Annotated in this window: 17 protein-coding genes; 15 read left to right on the forward strand and 2 right to left on the reverse strand. The window is 65.7% G+C overall.

Translation table 11 applies throughout. The annotated features are described in order from the left end of the window. Positions 1 to 16 precede the first annotated feature (16 nt). The 8 genes from ACFWO3_RS03470 (at position 17) to mutM (ending at position 7,837) form a co-directional block, all read left to right on the forward strand. Complete coding sequence (locus ACFWO3_RS03470; protein WP_378573693.1) at positions 17 to 3,421, forward strand: pyruvate carboxylase; 3,405 nt, start codon at positions 17 to 19, stop codon at positions 3,419 to 3,421. Between the two features lie 13 nt (positions 3,422 to 3,434). Then, positions 3,435 to 4,001, forward strand: coding sequence for a 16S rRNA (guanine(966)-N(2))-methyltransferase RsmD (gene rsmD / locus ACFWO3_RS03475; RefSeq protein ID WP_378573695.1), 567 nt, complete (start codon positions 3,435 to 3,437; stop codon positions 3,999 to 4,001). Further along, the gene (gene coaD, locus ACFWO3_RS03480) at positions 3,998 to 4,492 is read left to right on the forward strand and encodes a pantetheine-phosphate adenylyltransferase (protein WP_378573697.1); all 495 of its coding nucleotides are present in this window, start codon (positions 3,998 to 4,000) and stop codon (positions 4,490 to 4,492) included. The genes rsmD and coaD overlap by 4 nt, the downstream gene beginning before the upstream one ends. A gap of 90 nt (positions 4,493 to 4,582) precedes the next feature. Beyond that, a complete protein-coding gene (locus ACFWO3_RS03485) occupies positions 4,583 to 5,344 on the forward strand; it encodes a DivIVA domain-containing protein (RefSeq protein WP_378574031.1) in 762 nt (253 codons plus the stop codon). A gap of 135 nt (positions 5,345 to 5,479) precedes the next feature. Next, positions 5,480 to 6,040 (forward strand): YceD family protein, encoded by a 561-nt coding sequence (locus ACFWO3_RS03490; RefSeq protein ID WP_378574034.1) that lies wholly within the window; start codon positions 5,480 to 5,482, stop codon positions 6,038 to 6,040. A 2-nt stretch (positions 6,041 to 6,042) separates the two neighbouring features. Continuing rightward, complete coding sequence (gene rpmF / locus ACFWO3_RS03495; RefSeq protein ID WP_005240446.1) at positions 6,043 to 6,225, forward strand: 50S ribosomal protein L32; 183 nt, start codon at positions 6,043 to 6,045, stop codon at positions 6,223 to 6,225. Positions 6,226 to 6,237: 12 nt separating this feature from the next. Then, positions 6,238 to 6,993: a ribonuclease III gene (gene rnc, locus ACFWO3_RS03500; RefSeq protein ID WP_378573699.1), complete on the forward strand. Its 756-nt coding sequence runs from the start codon at positions 6,238 to 6,240 to the stop codon at positions 6,991 to 6,993. Further along, on the forward strand, positions 6,986 to 7,837 hold the full coding sequence (gene mutM, locus ACFWO3_RS03505) for a bifunctional DNA-formamidopyrimidine glycosylase/DNA-(apurinic or apyrimidinic site) lyase (protein ID WP_378573701.1): 852 nt from the start codon (positions 6,986 to 6,988) through the stop codon (positions 7,835 to 7,837). Before rnc ends, mutM begins: the two co-directional genes overlap by 8 nt. Positions 7,838 to 7,881: 44 nt before the next feature. Here the strand turns inward: mutM and ACFWO3_RS03510 are convergent, their stop codons facing one another. Continuing rightward, complete coding sequence (locus ACFWO3_RS03510; protein WP_378573703.1) at positions 7,882 to 8,073, reverse strand: hypothetical protein; 192 nt, start codon at positions 8,071 to 8,073, stop codon at positions 7,882 to 7,884. 45 nt (positions 8,074 to 8,118) lie between these two features. Next, a complete protein-coding gene (locus tag ACFWO3_RS03515; protein WP_378573706.1) occupies positions 8,119 to 8,586 on the reverse strand; it encodes a prevent-host-death protein in 468 nt (155 codons plus the stop codon). Between the two features lie 132 nt (positions 8,587 to 8,718). On the opposite strand from ACFWO3_RS03515, the gene ACFWO3_RS03520 reads away from it, so the two are divergent. The 7 genes from ACFWO3_RS03520 to ACFWO3_RS03550 all read left to right on the forward strand — a co-directional run bounded on the left by ACFWO3_RS03520 (position 8,719) and on the right by ACFWO3_RS03550 (position 18,975). Next, a complete protein-coding gene (locus ACFWO3_RS03520) occupies positions 8,719 to 9,153 on the forward strand; it encodes an OsmC family protein (protein WP_378573708.1) in 435 nt (144 codons plus the stop codon). Next, positions 9,153 to 9,422, forward strand: coding sequence for an acylphosphatase (locus ACFWO3_RS03525; RefSeq protein ID WP_378573710.1), 270 nt, complete (start codon positions 9,153 to 9,155; stop codon positions 9,420 to 9,422). The genes ACFWO3_RS03520 and ACFWO3_RS03525 overlap by 1 nt, the downstream gene beginning before the upstream one ends. A gap of 22 nt (positions 9,423 to 9,444) precedes the next feature. Further along, positions 9,445 to 13,044: a chromosome segregation protein SMC gene (smc, locus tag ACFWO3_RS03530; RefSeq protein WP_378573712.1), complete on the forward strand. Its 3,600-nt coding sequence runs from the start codon at positions 9,445 to 9,447 to the stop codon at positions 13,042 to 13,044. Positions 13,045 to 13,090: 46 nt separating this feature from the next. Beyond that, positions 13,091 to 14,521 carry a signal recognition particle-docking protein FtsY gene (gene ftsY / locus ACFWO3_RS03535; protein WP_378573714.1) on the forward strand — a complete coding sequence of 477 codons (1,431 nt, stop codon included), beginning with the start codon at positions 13,091 to 13,093 and terminating at the stop codon, positions 14,519 to 14,521. Positions 14,522 to 14,739: 218 nt separating this feature from the next. Next, positions 14,740 to 15,999, forward strand: coding sequence for an ammonium transporter (locus tag ACFWO3_RS03540; protein ID WP_378574036.1), 1,260 nt, complete (start codon positions 14,740 to 14,742; stop codon positions 15,997 to 15,999). Between the two features lie 92 nt (positions 16,000 to 16,091). After that, positions 16,092 to 16,430, forward strand: a complete 339-nt coding sequence (locus ACFWO3_RS03545; protein WP_378423199.1) for a P-II family nitrogen regulator — start codon at positions 16,092 to 16,094, stop codon at positions 16,428 to 16,430. After that, positions 16,420 to 18,975, forward strand: a complete 2,556-nt coding sequence (locus ACFWO3_RS03550) for a [protein-PII] uridylyltransferase (protein WP_378573716.1) — start codon at positions 16,420 to 16,422, stop codon at positions 18,973 to 18,975. Before ACFWO3_RS03545 ends, ACFWO3_RS03550 begins: the two co-directional genes overlap by 11 nt. Positions 18,976 to 19,017: the final 42 nt, after the last annotated feature.

Genomic DNA, 19,017 nt, shown 5'->3' on the forward strand with positions numbered 1-19,017 from the left:
GGGGTAGTTTGCAGCCATGTTCTCAAAAGTGCTCGTCGCGAACCGTGGCGAAATTGCGATCCGCGCTTTCCGCGCCGCCTACGAACTAGGTGCCGGAACCGTCGCGGTGTTCCCGTACGAGGATCGGAACTCGATCCACCGTCTGAAGGCCGACGAGAGTTACCAGATCGGCGAGGAAGGGCACCCGGTTCGGGCGTACCTGTCCGTCGACGAGATCGTGTCCGCTGCCGTCCAGGCGGGTGCCGACGCCGTGTACCCCGGGTACGGGTTCCTGTCGGAGAACCCCGACCTTGCGGCCGCATGCGCCGAGGCCGGAATCACGTTCGTGGGCCCCTCGTCGGACGTCCTCGAGCTGACGGGAAACAAGTCACGGGCGATCTCGGCCGCGCGCGCCGCGGGCCTTCCGGTACTCGCTTCCTCGGAGCCCTCCTCCGACGTGGACGAACTGGTGGCAGCTTCCGAGAACATGGAGTTCCCGCTGTTCGTGAAGGCCGTTGCCGGTGGCGGCGGTCGCGGTATGCGCCGAGTGGCCGAACCCGCGCAGTTGCGTGAGTCCATCGAGGCGGCGGCTCGCGAGGCCGAGTCCGCGTTCGGTGACGCAACCGTGTTCCTCGAGCAGGCCGTGATCGATCCACGGCACATCGAGGTACAGATCCTCGCCGACGGCGAGGGCAACGTCATTCACCTCTTCGAGCGCGACTGCTCCCTGCAACGACGCCACCAGAAGGTCATCGAGCTCGCCCCCGCGCCGAACCTGTCCGACGAACTGCGTGAGCGGATCTGCTCCGACGCCGTCGCGTTCGCGAAGCAGATCGGCTATTCCTGCGCGGGCACGGTGGAGTTCCTTCTCGACGCCCGCGGCAATCACGTCTTCATCGAGATGAATCCGCGTATCCAGGTCGAGCACACCGTGACCGAGGAAGTCACCGATGTGGACCTCGTCCAGTCACAGTTGCGCATTGCTTCCGGAGAGACCCTGGCCGATCTGGGTCTGAGCCAGGACAAGATCACCCTCCGCGGCGCGGCGCTCCAGTGCCGAATCACCACCGAAGACCCCACCAACGGCTTCCGGCCCGACACGGGCCGCATCACCGCGTACCGCACGCCCGGAGGTGCCGGAATCCGTCTGGACGGCGGTGCGACCCTCGGTGCCGAGGTCGGTGCCTACTTCGACTCGATGCTGGTCAAACTGACCTGCCGTGGTCGTGATTTCGAAACCGCAGTCGGCCGCGCACGGCGAGCAGTCACCGAGTTCCGAATCCGTGGTGTGTCGACGAACATTCCGTTCCTGCAGGCGGTGCTCGACGATCCAGATTTTCGCGCGGGCCGTGTCACGACCTCGTTCATCGAGGAACGACCGCAGCTACTGACGCTGCGCTCCTCCGCCGACCGCGGAACCAAGATTCTGAGCTACCTCGCCGACGTGACGGTCAACAAACCGCACGGGGAACGGCCGTCGTCGGTGTACCCGCACGACAAGCTCCCCAAGATCGACTTGTCGGCACCCGCACCGGAAGGCAGTCGTCAGCGGCTGCTGACGCTCGGCCCAGACGGGTTCGCGAAGGCACTGCGTGAGCAGAAGGCGCTCGGCGTCACGGAAACCACCTTCCGGGATGCGCATCAGTCCCTGCTCGCGACCCGGGTGCGCACCAGCGGGCTCCTTGCCGTGGCTCCCTACGTCGCCCGTACCACCCCCGAGTTGCTGTCGATCGAGGCCTGGGGCGGCGCCACCTACGACGTCGCACTGCGCTTTCTGCACGAGGATCCGTGGTACCGGCTCGCGGCGTTGCGCGAAGCGGTCCCGAACATTTGTTTGCAGATGCTGCTGCGTGGACGCAACACGGTGGGCTACACCCCCTATCCGGAGAAGGTGACCCGGGCTTTCGTTCAGGAAGCGACGGACACCGGAATCGACATCTTCCGAATCTTCGACGCGCTCAACAACGTCGACCAGATGCGACCGGCCATCGATGCGGTCCGCGAGACCGGGACCGCCGTTGCCGAGGTGGCGCTGTCGTACACGGGTGACCTCGCGAACCCGAACGAGAAGCTCTACACACTCGACTACTACCTGAAGTTGGCCGAGGAGATCGTCGAAGCGGGCGCTCACATCATCGCCATCAAGGACATGGCCGGTCTTCTGCGTGCCCCGGCGGCCGCGAAGCTCGTGACAGCACTGCGGGAGAACTTCGACCTACCGGTCCACGTGCACACGCACGACACACCGGGTGGACAGCTCGCCACCTACTTGGCGGCCTGGCAGGCCGGTGCCGACGCGGTCGACGGGGCATCCTCGGCGCTCGCCGGAACCACCAGTCAGCCCGCGCTGTCGGCCATCGTCGCCGCAGCCGCGCACACCGAACAGGACACGGGTCTCGACCTGCAGGCGGTGTGCGACCTGGAGCCGTACTGGGAAGCTCTCCGCAAGGTGTACGCACCGTTCGAATCCGGGATTCCGGCACCGACCGGACGCGTCTACACCCACGAGATTCCGGGTGGGCAGTTGTCCAACCTGCGTACTCAGGCTGTGGCCCTCGGACTGGGTGATCGCTTCGAGGAGGTCGAGGCCAAATACGCTGCCGCAGACCGCATGTTGGGGCGCCTCGTGAAGGTCACGCCGTCGTCGAAGGTCGTCGGCGACCTGGCGCTGCACCTCGTCGGTTCCGGCGCCTCCACCGAGGAATTCGCCGACGACCCCTCCCGGTTCGACATCCCGGACTCGGTCGTGGGCTTCCTGCGTGGCGAACTCGGTACGCCTCCCGGCGGATGGCCGGAGCCGTTCCGTACCAAGGCCCTCGAGGGTAGAGGTCCGGCCAAGCCCGAGGTGCCGCTCAGCGCCGAGGACGAGAAGGCACTATCGGGAACCTCGGCGGAACGCCGGAGCACCTTGAACCGCTTGCTCTTCCCCGGGCCGGCGAAGGAATTCCTCGAGCACTACGAGAAGTACGGCGACACCTCCCAGCTGTCCGCCAACCAGTTCTTCTACGGACTGCGCCGCGGCGAAGAGCACCGCGTGAAACTTGCACAGGGTGTCGAACTGCTCATCGGTCTCGAGGCGATCTCCGAACCCGACGAGCGCGGGTACCGAAACGTGATGTGCATCCTCAACGGTCAGTTGCGTCCCGTGTCGGTGCGAGACCGTTCGATCGCCAGCGAGGTGCCCGCGGCGGAGAAGGCCGACAAGACCAACCCGGCTCACGTGGCAGCGCCGTTCGCGGGAGTGGTGACTCTGGCCGTCTCCGAGGGAGACGAGGTCGAGGCCGGCGGAACCGTCGCCACCATCGAAGCCATGAAGATGGAGGCTGCGATCACCGCACCCCGCGGTGGTGTCGTCTCGCGCCTCGCGATCGGCAGTGTCCAGCAGGTAGAGGGTGGTGACCTGTTGATCGAGGTGACTGCGGGGGAGTCGACGGCGCAGTGACGGAACGTCCTCGATGACCCGGATCGTTGCGGGACTCGCAGGCGGGCGCCGCCTGCGAGTCCCGCCCTCGGGCACGCGCCCCACGTCGGACCGCGTGCGCGAAGCACTGTTCAGCATGATCGACGCCCGTATGGACCTGGAGGGCATTTCGGTTCTCGACCTGTACGCCGGGTCCGGTGCGCTCGGTCTCGAAGCACTGTCGCGGGGTGCTTCTCATGTCGTTCTCGTCGAATCCGACGCGGCCGCAGCACGTGTCGTCGCGAGCAACATCGAGGCGACGGCGTTGCCGGGGGCCACGGTGCGGCGGTCGTCGGTGGAATCGGTTGTCGGGTCGCGGGCCGATCGCGAATTCGACCTCGTCCTCGCCGATCCGCCGTATTCGGTCGAGGACGCTGCCGTGGCCGGCATGCTGATCGCATTGCGTGACAACGGCTGGGTGCGAGACGGCTCCCTCGTCGTCGTCGAAAGGTCTTCGCGCTCACCCGAAACGTCCTGGCCCGACGGTTTCGAGGGGCGCAAGGGCAAGAAGTACGGCGAAGCCAGAATCGAACTCGCCACCTGCTACGGTCGGGACTCATGACTGGAGCTGTGTGCCCGGGATCCTTCGACCCTGTGACGAACGGCCACCTGGATGTCATATCCAGGGCAGCTGCGCAATTCGACGAGGTCGTCGTCACGGTGATGATCAACAAGAGCAAACGCGGACTGTTCACCGTGGACGAGCGTATCCGGATGCTCGAGGACGCGACCAGCGATCTCGGGAACGTGCGCATCAGTTCGTGGCACGGACTGCTCGTCGACTATGCGAAGCAAGAGGGCATCACGGCCATCGTGAAGGGTCTGCGTGGCGCCAACGATTTCGATTACGAACTGCAGATGGCGCAGATGAACCAGAAGTTGTCCGGCGTGGACACCTTGTTCATCCCCACCAACCCGACCTACAGCTACCTGTCGAGTTCGCTCGTCAAGGAAGTGGCCACGTTCGGGGGTGATGTCGCCGACATGTTGCCGGCGAAAGTGCACTCCCAGCTGCTCGAGCGCATCGCCGAGCGTGCAACCGAGCAGAGCTGAAAGCCGACACACCCACTCACGCCGCACATCGGCGCAGTCGATCCGGCAGACTTGCAGCCGTAGCTGTGTCACCGACGAATGGGGTTGCTTGTGTACCGGGTATTCGAGGCGCTGGACGAGCTCGTCGCGATCGTCGAAGAGGCGCGCGGAGTTCCGATGACCGCGGGCTGCGTCGTGCCGCGCGGTGACGTTCTCGAACTGCTCGACGACGTGCGTGACGCGATTCCCGGTGAACTCGACGACGCCCAGGACGTGCTCGACCACCGTGACAAGTTGGTCGGCGACGCCCGTGCGAGCGCCGAGAAGACGGTGTCGGTGGCGACTACCGAGGCCGACTCGATGGTCGAGAATGCTCGCGAGGACGCCGACCGGATTCTGTCGGACGCCAAGGCCCAGGCAGATCGCATGGTCACCGAGGCGCGTGCCCACGCCGACCAACTCATCGGCGACGCCGAAGCGGAAGCTGAGCGAGCCGTCGACGAGGGCCGCCGGGAGTACGAGTCCGTCACCGGGCGGGCACGCAGCGAGGCCGACCGGATGATCGAGTCCGGGAAGGCGAGCTACGAGCGTTCGGTGGCCGACGGTACGGCGGAGCAGGAACGGTTGGTCTCCCAGACCGAGGTCGTGCAGGCCGCCCACGCCGAATCCGCCAGGGTCATCGACTCGGCTCATGCCGAATCGGATCGTCTCCGTTCGGACTGCGACGTGTACGTCGACACCAAGCTGGCCGAGTTCGAAGACTTCCTCAGTGGCACCATCCGCTCTGTGGGCCGGGGGCGCCAGCAGCTCCGGACCGGGTCCGGTGTGCCCGACTACGCGCCCGATTACGAGGACGACCGCCGCCGCAGGTAGCTTGCCGCTTCCGGTTGGAGCCCACGCTGCCGATCGCGTATCGTTGAGTGGTTGCCCATTCAGTACACGTCGAAAGCGATTCTCGTGACTTCCCGTCATCACCGTCCGTCGCATCCGGTCAAGGATGCGGGTTTCGTGCTGGGCACGGCCGCTCTGGGTCGTCGTCCGGGGTCGATGCAGACGGTCGAACGAGTCGTGCCCGCACAGCGTCGAATCGGTCTGGATCTCGTTGCCATCCCCGAGGGGACGGACATCGACCTCGACCTGAAGCTCGAAGCGGTCTCCGAAGGTGTGCTGGTGACCGGAACGCTCTCCGCCCCCGTCGCGGGTGAGTGCTCCCGGTGCCTCGAGCCGTTCACGGACGACGTCGAGCTGCGTCTGACGGAACTGTTCGCGTACCCGGACAGTGCCACCGACGAGACCACAGAGGAAGACGAGGTGTACCTCGTAGAGGACGAGCAGATCGACCTCGAACCTCTCGTGATCGACTCCGTGGGACTGGCTCTTCCGTTGCAGCCCCTGTGCAGTGAAGATTGCCTGGGATTGTGCTCGGAATGTGGCGTTCGCCTGGCGATTGCCGAATCCGGGCATGGGCATGACATACTTGATCCTCGCTGGGCTGGTCTTGCAGCCAAATTTGGCGTGGATTCAGAACCGAGCGCAAATCTTGTGAACACCGAAGCCGAGGAGAAGTAGAAGTGGCTGTCCCCAAGCGCAGAATGTCGCGATCGAACACCAGGTCGCGTCGCAGCCAGTGGAAGACCACTGTGCCCACCCTCGTCACCTGCCCCAACCGTGGTTGCGGCGAGAAGACGCTGCCCCACGTTGCGTGCCCGTCCTGCGGCACGTACAAGGGCCGCCAGGTGACCGCCGCCGTTTAGTCTTCGGTAGACGTGACGAGCGACAACACCGCAGTACACGCCAGCGGCGAGGAGGATCACCGATCCCTCCTCGCCGCTCTCGGCGTGGAGATAGAGTCCGAGCTGCTCACGCTCGCTCTGACTCACCGCTCGTATGCGTACGAGAACGGCGGACTGCCGACCAACGAGCGACTCGAATTCCTCGGTGACTCCGTCCTCGGAGTGACGGTCACCGAGAAGCTCTACCGCGCGCACCCCGACAAATCCGAGGGTGATCTCGCCAAGATCCGGGCGAGCGTCGTCAACATGCATGCTCTGGCCGAGGTGGCCAGGCAGCTCGGCGAGGGTGGACTGGGCGCCCATCTTCTGCTCGGCAAGGGCGAAGAGATGACCGGCGGGCGCGACAAACCCAGCATTCTGGCCGACGGGATGGAGTCGATTCTCGGCGCCATCCATCTCGAGCACGGGATCGAGACCGCTCGCCGAGTCGTGCTCGACCTGTTCGCCGACCTGCTCGAGCGCGCGCCTCGTCTCGGTGCCGGCCTCGACTGGAAGACCAGTCTGCAGGAGCTCACTGCAGAACGCGGCGCTGGTGTGCCCGTCTACGAGATCGCCGCCACCGGGCCGGATCACGACAAGGAATTCACGGCGACCGTTCTGGTCGGCGGTAGTCCGCTCGGGATCGGTGTCGGGCGCTCGAAGAAGGAAGCCGAACAGAAGGCCGCGAGCACAGCGTGGAATGCGCTGTCGGATTCGGCGGACGGCGACGCCCCGGGCCTCGGTGCCTGAACTTCCCGAAGTCGAGGTGGTCCGTCGCGGCCTCGAGAAATTCGTCGTCGGATCCACCGTGGAGTCGGTGGATTTTCTGCATCCGCGATCCATAAGGCGCCACGTACTGGGCGCGGGTGATCTCGCCGGACAGATCGTCGGGCACCGCATCGTCTCTGCCGATCGGCGGGGCAAATACCTCTGGCTGGTTCTCGACCCCGGCACAGTTGCGATCGTCGTGCACCTCGGAATGAGCGGCCAGATGCTGGTCCAACCGGCCGATGCGCCGGCGGAGAAGCACCTTCGTATCAGAGCCAGGCTGTCGGATGGCAACGATCTTCGATTCGTCGACCAGCGCACGTTCGGCGGTTGGGCGATGGCCGAGCTGGTGACGGTCGACGGCACAGCTGTGCCGGATTCGGTGGCCCACATCGCCCGTGACCCGATGGATCCGCGATTCGACGTCGAGTCCGTCGTGAAGACACTGCGCGGTAAGCACACCGAGATCAAGCGGGCCCTGCTCGACCAGACCGTGGTGTCCGGGGTCGGCAACATCTACGCCGACGAAGCTCTGTGGCGCGCCAAGATTCACGGAAACCGCCTCACCGACAAACTGACCAGGCCGAAACTACGGGAAATCCTCGACGCCGCGCGGAGCGTCATGGACGCTGCCCTTTCCGAGGGCGGCACGTCGTTCGATGCGCTGTACGTCAACGTCAACGGGGAATCGGGCTACTTCGACCGCTCACTTCACGCCTACGGCAGGGAAGGTGAGCCCTGTGACCGGTGCGGGGCACCGATGCGCCGCGAGAAATTCATGAATCGCAGCTCGTACAGCTGCCCGGTGTGCCAGCGAAAACGCTAGTTCGACCGGTGCTACTTCGTCTCGTTCGGATGGCTCGTGTGCACCTACTCGATGAGTACCGTGCGCCCGTCGACGTAGAACCAGATACGCGCGGTGCCCTTCGTCGTCGGCTTGTGTTGCCAGCGATCATGAGTCTTCCCGCCGCGCTGGATCGTGCCGAGCTCGCCCCTCAGGCGGTAGTTCGTCGGCGTCGTGGACAGCGGCGTGCGCGTGAGAAACTCCCAGGCGTCGGTCATGGGGTTGCGGATCGTCGCGACGAGATCCCGCCAGCCCTTCTGTGGTCAGGGACGCTCCACGGTACTGGCGGCATCTTCTTCGTCGAGCCACTCGAGGTCGGTGCTACCCAAGCCTGCGGCGATTGCGGTTGCTGTCTCCTTCCAAGACGTGAGCTCGGTGATCGCCAGGTGCGGTTGATCGGTCGAGAACGACGCTCGCGCGGCATCGACGAGGTCCTGGGCGCAGGTCTCACGATCGGCGGGGGAGAGTGCCAGCATCCACGGGAACGCCTTCGTCATGCGCTCGGCGAGCGTGCCCGTATGATCCAGGGTCACCGTGATCAGCTGCGCGGCGAAGTTGAGCAGGCGTGCGCGTCCTTCGGCCTCGCGCTGCGACATCAGGACCAGTGCCTCGCCGTCTCGGCGGGTCACCGTGACTGGATGATCTTCGGCCTCGGCAAACACCTCGGCGGAGTGTTTACTCAGGTCCGACGATCGTCGAGTGGCGACAGGGAGGTCAGCTGCCATGGTCATGAACCGAGCGTATTCGGAACGTGTTCGGAAGTCTAGCGCGGGACTGCCTGCTTCATGGGGTCCGGTGTGCCAGCCGTCACCTCGTTCCAGGTCGCCCCGCGTTCGGGGATGACCGAGTGGCAGGATTGCCACATGACTGACGACAACGCCACGCCGTCCACAGAGCTGTGGGTCGAGCGCACCGGCACCCGGCTCTACACGGGTCGTAGTTCGCGCGGCGCCGAGGTTCGTATCGGCTCGGAGAGCGTCGAGGGTGTCTTCACTCCGGGTGAACTCCTCAAGATCGCGCTTGCCGCGTGCAGTGGCATGAGCTCGGACTTTCCGTTGTCTCGTCGGCTGGGCGACAACTACGACGCCACCATCCGCGTCTCCGGTGCCGCAGACCGCGAGAACGAGGTGTACCCGCAGCTCGACGAGGTTCTCGAACTCGATCTCAGTGAACTCGACGCGGATGCGCAGGCACGCCTGATCGCTCTCGTCGAGCGCTCGGTGGACAAGGTCTGCACTGTGGGCAGGACCCTGAAGGCGGGCACGAACGTGACTCTCACGGTGGCCGGGGAGAGCTGATGGAAAGGCTGACGGCCTGGGTGCACGGGCGCGTCCAAGGTGTCGGTTTTCGGTGGTGGACCCGGGCGAGGGCGCTGGAGCTCGGACTGGTCGGCTACGCGGCGAACAAGTCCGACGGCCGCGTGCTCGTCGTGGCCGAAGGAGAACATGCGCGACTGGAGACTCTCGTGGGCCTGCTGCGCGGCGGCGAGACACCCGGCCGGGTGGATCTGGTCGTGGAGAGTTACGACGCGCCGCGCGGAGACCTGATCGGGTTCGTCGAACGGTGAACCGAAGGTAAACTCGTCGGCCATGCATCTGAAGAGTCTGACGTTGAAGGGATTCAAGTCCTTTGCGTCCGCGACGACTCTGCGATTCGAGCCCGGAATCACCTGTGTGGTCGGCCCCAACGGGTCCGGCAAATCCAATGTTGTCGATGCTCTGACCTGGGTCATGGGCGAGCAGGGCGCCAAAGCTCTGCGCGGCGGCAAGATGGAGGACGTCATCTTCGCCGGTACCGCGGGCCGCGCACCACTCGGCCGCGCAGAGGTGACACTGACGATCGACAACACCGACGGTGCCTTGCCGATCGACTACTCCGAAGTGTCGATCACTCGTCGCATGTTTCGTGACGGTGCGGGCGAGTACGAGATCAACGGCTCGTCGTGTCGGTTGATGGACGTGCAGGAACTTCTCAGCGACTCCGGTATCGGCCGCGAGATGCACGTGATCGTGGGGCAGGGGCGCCTCGCAGCCATCCTCGAATCGCGGCCCGAGGATCGGCGTGCCTTCATCGAAGAGGCCGCAGGCGTTCTCAAACACCGCAAGCGCAAAGAGAAGGCCGTCCGAAAGCTCGATTCGATGCAGGCCAACCTCGCGCGTCTGACCGACCTCACGGCGGAACTGCGGCGACAGCTCAAGCCCTTGGGCAGGCAGGCCGAGGTCGCCAGAAGAGCCCAGACGGTGCAGGCGGACCTGCGTGACGCGCGGTTGCGTCTCGCAGCCGACGACCTGGTGACCCGGCGGGCGGAGCTGGAGAATCAGGCTCAGGACGAAAAGATCGCACGAGAGCAATACGACCAGGTGACGGCCGCGCTCGACGATGCGAACCTCGAACTGGGCAGGCACGAACAGTCCCTTGCCCGGCTCACACCGGGCGCCGAGGCTGCTGCGCAAACGTGGTTCCAGCTTTCGGCGCTGGCCGAACGAGTCAACTCGACCATTCGTATCGCTCGCGAGCGGGCCCGTCACCTCGACTCGGAACCCCTGTCCAACCGGGGTGAGGATCCCGACGCGATGGAGGCGCGAGCCGATCGGATCGCGGCCGAGGAAGCCGAGCTGGTCGAAGCCACCGAGATGGCCCGCGCCGCGCTGGACGCGGCAAAGGAACAGTTGGCGATCAACGAGGAGACAGCCGCCGCCGCGGAGCGGGCGCACATGGCAGAGGTTCGCGCCATCGCCGATCGGCGGGAAGGTCTCGCGAGGCTGTCCGGTCGGGTCGACACCCTGCGGACGCGCGGTGAGTCGGTGGACGCAGAGGTGGCCCGCCTGACCGCGTCGATCGAAGAGGCCCGCGCACGTGGAGAAGAGGCGCAAGCCGAATTCGAGGCTGTGCAGGCCGAGATCGGCGATCTCGACGCCGGCGAGCTCGGGCTCGACTCCAACCACGAGCGCGCCGTCGAGGCCTTGAAGTACGCCACCGAGCGGGTCGACGAGCTCCAGGAGCAGGAGCGCGCGGCCAGCCAACGGGTCGTTTCGCTGCGAGCGCGCATCGACGCACTGTCGATGGGTCTCGAGCGCAGAGACGGCGGTGCCTGGTTGCTCGAGCATCGATCCGGCGACGGGGTACTCGGCACGTTGTCCGATCGGATCACGGTGGAGAAGGGCTACGAGGTTGCCGTGGCCGCAGCACTCGGACCGGCTGCAGATGCGGTGATCGCCGAATCGCTCGATGCGGCGAAGGGTGCAGTGGTCGCGCTGAAGTCGGGAGACGGCGGCAGAGCCTCCCTCTTGATCGGAACGAGCGGTGGACCCGACACGGTCCCCGCACCCGCGAATTCGCGGTGGGCGAGTGACGTCGTCGAGGCCCCGACCGAACTGCGTCCCGGTCTCGCAGCGCTTCTGCGCGGAGTCGTCGTGGTCGACGACGTGGACCAGGCCGTGGCCGTGACCACCGCCGACCCCGGCCTGCATGCCGTGACGAAGGACGGCGATCTTCTCGGAGCCGGGTGGATGACCGGCGGCTCGGATCGGCAACCGAGCACGCTCGAGGTCCAAGCGGCCATCGACGACTCGAGCAAGGACCTCGCGCACGCGGAGCGCAGAGCCGAAGAGTTGTCGGCGGCACTGTCGGGTGCCCGCGAAGAGCAGGTGGCCCGACAGGAGAGTGCCGAACAGTCGTTGGCCGCTCTCAACGAATCGGATGCCGCGATGTCGGCGATCTACGAGAAGCTCGGGCGCTTGGGGCAGGCTGCCCGGGCCGCACACGCCGAGTCCGATCGCCTTGCGCAACAGCGTGAAAGGGCGGAGAGCGGCCGCGGCGACACGCTCACCGAACTCGCGGAGCTCGAGGAACGATTGCGGCTCGCCGAGCAGGAGAGCGGGGGAGAGGACGACTACGCGGCCTCCGCGAACACCGGATCCGACCGCGAGATGGCCGCTGCCGCCCTGTCCGAGGCCCGCGCTGTGGAGGTCGACGCACGACTGGCGGTGCGGACCGCAGAGGAACGTGCCGAATCCGTGCGAGGCAAGGCGGACTCGTTGCGTCGAGCTGCCCGCGCGGAGCGTGATGCCCGCGCGCGTGCCGAACGGGCGATGAAGGCCAGACAGAACGCAGCGGCCGTGGCAGGTGCGGTGGCCGAATCCGGTCAGCGAGTGGCCGATCATCTGGACGAAGTGGTCACTGCCGCAATGACGCATCGGGACGAGCTCGCACGCCACCGCACCGAACGCACCGAACAACTCGAGCAGGTCAAGGAACGGGTTCGTGACCTGTCCGCACAGATGGCGTCGCTGACGGATGCGGTTCATCGCGACGAAGTCGCGCGTGCACAGGCTGCTCTGCGTATCGAACAGCTCGAGGAGTCGATTCTCGAGCAGCACGGAATCGGGCTGGACGACCTGATTGCGGAGTACGGCCCCGACGTGGCGCTGCCGCCGTCCGCTCTCGAGCTCGAGGAATACGAGCAGGCGAAGGAGCGCGGTGAGCAGGTCACGAAACCCGCCCCGGTTCCCTACGATCGCGCAACTCAGGAGCGGCGCGCGAAGCGCGCCGAGAAGGATCTGACCACTCTCGGCAAGGTCAACCCCCTCGCACTCGAGGAGTTCGCAGCTCTCGAGGAGCGGTACAACTTCCTCTCTACTCAACTCGAGGACGTGAAGTCGGCGCGCAAGGACCTGCTCGGGGTGGTCGCAGATGTGGACGCCCGCATTCTGCAGGTGTTCACGGAGGCATACGCCGACGTGGAACGCGAGTTCGTAGAGGTGTTCGCGAAGTTGTTCCCGGGCGGCGAGGGTCGGCTGGTGCTGACCGATCCGTCGGACATGCTCACCACCGGTATCGAGGTCGAGGCGAGGCCACCGGGCAAGAAGGTCAAACGTCTGTCGTTGCTGTCGGGTGGTGAGAAGTCGTTGACGGCCGTTGCCATGCTGGTCGCCATCTTCCGCGCCCGGCCGTCCCCCTTCTATGTGATGGACGAGGTCGAGGCGGCATTGGACGACACCAACCTGCGGCGTCTCATCGGACTGTTCGAGCAACTTCGCGAGAAGTCACAGCTCATCGTGATCACGCACCAGAAGCCGACCATGGAAGTGGCGGACGCCCTCTACGGAGTGAGCATGCGAGGCGATGGCATCACCACCGTCATCTCGCAGCGGCTGCGGGGACAGGACATGGTCGCCGCGGACGCCTGACCGGCAGGAGTGTGCGACGCGGGGCGACGCCTGAAACAATGACGGCGTGACTACCGGAGCTTGGATTGCCATTGCGGCCGTACTGGCCGTTCTTCTCGTCGTACTCGTCGTCGGCACGGTGCTGTATCGCCGCCGACGCATCTCGCTCACCGAGCCGGAGACGCGTCAGGTCGATGCGGGCGACAAGGACCGATCGGGCGGCTACAAGGCCGGCAGCGGCTTCAGTTTCAGTCAGGGAGCGACGGCTACGGCGCCCCCGCGCGAAGCGGTGCCGACCCCGAAGCCGGCACCCGAGCCGCAGCCGGAACCGGAACCCGAACACCCCGTAGCCCCCGAGCCGGCCGCTCCGGAATCACCTGCGGCGGCGGATGCACCGGTCGCAGAGCCGGTCACTGCAGAACCGGTCGAGCCCGAGGTCGCTCCGACACCCGCGCCCGTGGAGGCAGAGCCGGAACCTGAGCCGGTACCAGAACCCGAACCGGCGCCCGAACCTGAACCTGAAACCGAGCCGGCACCCGAGCCCGAGGCCGCGCCCGCTCCGGTTCTCGACGAGATCGCTCCCACAGAAGGCCGCCTGGATCGTCTGCGCGGTCGCCTGTCGCGTTCCCAGTCCGCGGTCGGCAAGAGTCTGCTCGGCATCCTCGGTGGCGGTGACCTGGACGAGGATTCGTGGGAAGAGGTCGAGGACACCCTGCTGATCGCCGATCTCGGTTCGGCGACGACCGAGAAGATCGTCACGTCCTTGCGTGAGCAGATGGCTTCCCGCAGCGTTCGCACCGAATCCGAAGCCCGTGCGCTCCTGCGCGAGGTGATGATCACCGAGTTGAAGCCCGATCTGGACAGGTCCGTCAGGGCGCTTCCTCACGCCGACCATCCGGCGGTCCTTCTGGTCGTCGGCGTGAACGGAACCGGCAAGACCACCACGACGGGCAAGCTGGCTCGTGTTCTCGTGGGCGACGGACGCCGTGTCGTGCTCGGTGCAGCCGATACCTTCCGCGCTGCAGCCGCAGATCAGCTGCAGACGTGGGCCGAACGCGTGGGTGCCGAAGTGGTGCGCGGCAAGGAGGGTGCGGATCCCGCAGCCATCGCGTTCGACGCGGTCGTCAAGGGCACGGAGAACGGAGTCGACGCCGTCCTCATCGACACCGCGGGCCGGTTGCACACGAAGACCGGGCTGATGGACGAACTGGGCAAGGTCAAGCGTGTCGTGGAGAAGAAGGCGTCCGTGGACGACGTTCTTCTCGTTCTCGATGCGACCATCGGCCAGAACGGACTCGCGCAGGCCCGTGTCTTCGCGGACGTCGTGGACATCACGGGTGTCGTCCTCACCAAGCTCGACGGCACCGCGAAGGGCGGAATCGTCTTCCAGGTTCAGCACGAGTTGGGGGTACCCGTGAAATTGGTGGGTCTCGGTGAGGGCGCGGACGATCTGGCGCCGTTCGAGCCGGCCGCCTTCGTGGACGCACTGCTGGGCTAGCCGTCCTCACAGCCGCATTCGCTCCGCAAAGTGCCTGGCGAAACGTGTACGCAACACAAATGGTGGATGCGTTCACACAGGTGAAACCGTGCAGAGCCACAGCCGAAACACCGTGAAACCACTCTTCTCCTTACGACGTGCTGTCCCCGGCGCGCGCGACGAGGAGGTAGTAAGTGAGTCCCGACGAAGTGTTGGCAAACTCCGGTAATGCCGCGTGGATGCTGATGGCGGCATCCTTGGTGTTGCTGATGACCCCCGGCCTGGCCTTCTTCTACGGTGGGATGTCCCGGTCGAAGTCCGTGCTGAACATGATGATGATGTCGTTCGGCGCCATGGCCGTCATTGCGGTCGTGTACGTGCTGTGGGGCTGGTCGATGTCCTACGGCACCCAGGACATCGGCGGAATCTTCGCCAATCCGTTCGAGTTCTTCGGCCTGAAGGACAGCATCACGGATGCGGAGGGCAACTTCATCGCCGGTGCGGCCGGATATCCCAACGTCATCGACATCGCGTTCCAGGTGACGTTCGCGATCATCACCACGGCGTTGATCAGCGGTGCGCTGGCAGAACGCGTCAAGTTCGGGACGTGGATGGTGTTCTCGGCCATCTGGGTCACGGTCGTGTACTTCCCGCTCGCCCACATGGTGTGGGGTGGTGGCCTGCTGTCGGGTTCCGAGGACAGCCTTGCAGCGAAGATCTTCGGCACGGTCGACGATGGCGAAGGTGGGCTCGTTGCCGCTGTCGAGCCGATCGACTTCGCCGGCGGCACGGTCGTGCACATAAATGCCGGTATCGCAGCCTTCGTTCTGGTCCTGATCATCGGAAAGCGCGCAGGTTTCGGTAAGACGGCGTTCCGTCCGCACAATCTTCCGTTCGTGATGCTCGGCGCCGCGCTCCTGTGGTTCGGGTGGTTCGGATTCAATGCGGGCTCGGCTTTCGCCGCCGATGGCGCTGCCGGCCTCGCGTGGGTCAACACCACGGCCGCCACCGCCGCCGCCATTCTCGGCTGGCTTCTGACGGAGCGGATTCGTGACGGTCACGCCACCAGCCTCGGCGCAGCATCGGGTGCGGTCGCGGGTCTCGTGGCGATCACCCCGGCTGCCGGTTCGCTCAGCCCGATCGGTTCGCTCGTACTCGGTGTGATCGCCGGTGTGCTGTCGGCACTGGCCGTCGGACTGAAGTTCCGCTTCGGATACGACGACTCCCTCGACGTCGTCGGCGTTCACCTCGTGTCCGGCCTGTGGGGGACCGTCGCGATCGGCCTGCTCGGTACCGAGACCGGTTTGTTCTACGGTGGTGATTACAAGCAACTCGTCGTTCAGGTGGTCATCGCCGTGGTCGCACTCGTGTTCACCGCGATCCTCACCGCCGTGATCGCGCTGGCACTGAAGCCGCTCGGTTGGCGGGTATCGCGGGAGGACGAGGCGCGTGGCATCGACGAGGCAGAACACGCCGAGACCGCTTATGACCTCGCATGATCCGCTGATGGACCTTGTCAACCCTGGTGATGGCCCTACTGTGAATTGCAGAACCCTACTGTGAACCGCAGAACATTGGAAGGAATCGGAAAATGAAGCTGATCACGGCAATTGTCAAGCCGTTCACCCTCGAGGACGTGAAGACAGGCCTCGAGCAGGCTGGCGTGCTCGGCATGACCGTCAGCGAGGTCCAGGGCTACGGTCGGCAGAAGGGGCACACAGAGGTCTACCGCGGTGCCGAGTACTCCGTCGACTTCGTCCCGAAGGTTCGGGTGGAGGTTGTGGTCGACGACTCGGCGGTCGACAAGGTCGTCGAGGTGATCGTCGAGGCCGCTCGCACCGGAAAGATCGGTGACGGAAAGGTGTGGGTCTCGCCGGTCGAGTCGGTGATCCGGGTTCGCACCGGAGAACGCGGCGCGGATGCACTCTGACCCACGCGGGTCCGGATCGATCGGCCCTGATTCTGCTGCTTCGGCAGCAGGATCGGGGCCGTCTTCGTCCGGGCGCACCGAACTCGCATCGCCAAGTGCGGCAGACGACCTCGTCCGGGCACGCCGGCAACTTCTGCTCCGCAGTGAGCAGGGTTCCGGGGCCGGCGGTGGCCGAACGCGTCGACTCGACGCGCCGGCGCTGCGCAGCGCGCTTGTGGAACTGCACGAATTCTGGCTCACGACCAAGGGTACAGAGCTCGGAATGTCGCCGGACTGCGGTCTGGCACTGGTTGCGGTAGGCGGACTGGGCCGCCGGGAATTGCTGCCGCATTCGGATCTGGACCTGATCCTGCTGCACGACAACGTCGATCCGGACGTGGTGGCAGAAATCGCCGATCAGTTCTGGTACCCGCTGTGGGACGCCCACATCAAACTCGACCACAGCGTGCGTACGATTCCGCAGGCCCTGCAGGTCGCGGCAAACGACATGACGGCGGCTCTGGGGATGCTCGAAGCGCGTCACATCGTCGGAGACATCGAGCTGAGCAATCTCCTGATCGGTGGAGTTCGTCGCCAGTGGCGCACCGACATCCGCAGCCGATTCGACGAACTGATCGACCAGACCAGATCCCGGTGGGAACGCAGCGGCGAGATCGCGCATCGTGCGGAACCGGATCTCAAGAGTGGCCGCGGCGGCTTGCGCGACGTGCAACTGCTCAATGCGCTGGCGATCGCTCAACTGACCGACGGGATGCCGGGTCTCGATCCCGAATCGCCGGGCGGCGGGCTGACGGTTGCTCACGGCCGGCTGTTGGACGTGCGAACCGAGTTGCATCGCGTTGCGGGGCGGGCACGCGATCAGGTTCTTGCGCAGGATGCGGACGAGATCGGTGCCGCACTGCGACTCGGTGACAGGTTCGACTTGGCGAGGACCCTGAGCGACTCTGCCCGAACGATCGGATACTCGGTGGACGTCGGGATTCGCACGGCCGCCAATTCGCTGCCGCGACGGGGCCTTTCGGTGCTCCGTCGGGTTCCGGTTCGTCGTCCTCTGGACGAGGGTGTCGTCGAGCACGGTGGTGAGGTGGTGCTTGCGCGGGACGCGCGGCCGAAGAAGGATCCCGCACTGATCACCCGTGTCGCAGCTGCCGCAGCGCAGACGGGGATGCCGATGTCCGCGTCGACGTTGAGCCGACTCGCGGACAGTGCGCCGGAACTACGGCAACCGTGGCCGACGGAGGCGCTCAGCGATCTGCTCGTGTTGTTGGGCAGCGGTACTCGCATGATTCCGACCATCGAGGCACTCGACCGGACCGGGTTGTGGGGCCGGTTGTTGCCCGAGTGGGGAGCAGTCAGAGATCTGCCGCCACGTGATGCCGTGCACACCTGGACGGTCGATCGTCACCTCGTCGAAACGGCGGCATACGCCAGCGGGTTCACCACACGCGTCAGCCGTCCGGACCTGTTGGTACTCGGTGCCCTTCTGCACGACATCGGCAAGGGGCGCGGGGGAGACCACAGCATCGTGGGGGCCGAACTGGCCGATCAGATCGGTGTGCGGCTGGGATTGTGGCCGTCCGATCTCGCACTTCTGACGGCGATGGTCCGACACCACCTGCTGCTTCCGGCGACCGCGACTCGGCGTGATCTGGACGATCCGGCGACGGTGCAGAAGGTGGTCGACGCGCTGGGTGGCGACACGGTTCTCCTCGAACTGCTGCACGCTCTGGCGGAAGCGGACTCGCTCGCTACCGGTCCGGGTGTGTGGGGGGACTGGAAGTCCTCGCTGATCGGGGAACTCGTTCGGCGTTGCCGCATGGTGATGGCCGGGGACGTGTTGCCGGCTCCGGACCCACTCGATCCGGAGCACGTGTCACTTGCCGCGACGGGTGGCGTCCACGTCGCACTCGACACCACGGACACGGCGCACACCTACGTCGTGACGGTGATCGCCCCCGACGCCCCTGGCCTGCTCGCCAAGGCGGCAGGTGTGCTCGCACTCAATTCGCTCCGCGTGTACTCGGCCTCGCTGGGCAGCCACGACGGAGCTGCGATCAACTCGTTCGCGGTGTCGCCGCGCTTCGGGTCGCCCCCACAGGCGGGATTGTTGAGGCAGGAGCTGATCAGAGCCCTCGCCGGTGAGCTGGACGTGACGAATGCTCTGGACGTGAAGGACGCCGAGTCGAGGGAACATCAACGAGAGGAAGGCGCGACCGGAGTTCCGTCGTTGTGGGCGCAGGCTCCTCCGCGGATCATCTGGTTCGATGCGCCCAACCCGGGAGAGGCGATTCTGGAGTTGCGAGCAGAGGACCGGGTCGGATTGCTGTGCAGGTTGGCGTTCGCGCTCGAACGGTGTGGGGCAGACGTGCGATGGGCGCGCGTCAGCACTCTCGGGTCGTCCGTCATCGACGCGTTCTGCGTGGGCCGCGACGGTATCGACACCCGCAGTGTGCGCGAGGACATCGAAGCTGCTGTTCTCTCTGTCGTCCCCCTCACGAAGCCGGTCACGCCTCCGGCCGGAGAGGGCGGCGCTGCCGGGGGATGATGATTGCCGGGAACGGCAGCGGTTAGGCTGGTATCCGAGAAT

Source organism: Rhodococcus sp. NPDC058521 (assembly GCF_042719695.1).
Classification (GTDB): Bacteria; Actinomycetota; Actinomycetes; order Mycobacteriales; family Mycobacteriaceae; genus Rhodococcus_F.

What these genes read in the sequence shown, in the direction of transcription:
- ACFWO3_RS03515 (WP_378573706.1), bottom strand. Translation starts at nt 8,586, where the DNA reads ATGACCATGGCAGCTGACCTCCCTGTCGCCACTCGACGATCGTCGGAC.
- ACFWO3_RS03520 (WP_378573708.1), top strand. Translation starts at nt 8,719, where the DNA reads ATGACTGACGACAACGCCACGCCGTCCACAGAGCTGTGGGTCGAGCGC.
- ACFWO3_RS03545 (WP_378423199.1), top strand. Translation starts at nt 16,092, where the DNA reads ATGAAGCTGATCACGGCAATTGTCAAGCCGTTCACCCTCGAGGACGTG.
- ACFWO3_RS03550 (WP_378573716.1), top strand. Translation starts at nt 16,420, where the DNA reads ATGCACTCTGACCCACGCGGGTCCGGATCGATCGGCCCTGATTCTGCT.
- rsmD (WP_378573695.1), top strand. Translation starts at nt 3,435, where the DNA reads ATGACCCGGATCGTTGCGGGACTCGCAGGCGGGCGCCGCCTGCGAGTC.
- ACFWO3_RS03510 (WP_378573703.1), bottom strand. Translation starts at nt 8,073, where the DNA reads ATGACCGACGCCTGGGAGTTTCTCACGCGCACGCCGCTGTCCACGACG.
- ACFWO3_RS03525 (WP_378573710.1), top strand. Translation starts at nt 9,153, where the DNA reads ATGGAAAGGCTGACGGCCTGGGTGCACGGGCGCGTCCAAGGTGTCGGT.
- smc (WP_378573712.1), top strand. Translation starts at nt 9,445, where the DNA reads ATGCATCTGAAGAGTCTGACGTTGAAGGGATTCAAGTCCTTTGCGTCC.
- ACFWO3_RS03470 (WP_378573693.1), top strand. Translation starts at nt 17, where the DNA reads ATGTTCTCAAAAGTGCTCGTCGCGAACCGTGGCGAAATTGCGATCCGC.
- coaD (WP_378573697.1), top strand. Translation starts at nt 3,998, where the DNA reads ATGACTGGAGCTGTGTGCCCGGGATCCTTCGACCCTGTGACGAACGGC.
- ACFWO3_RS03540 (WP_378574036.1), top strand. Translation starts at nt 14,740, where the DNA reads ATGCTGATGGCGGCATCCTTGGTGTTGCTGATGACCCCCGGCCTGGCC.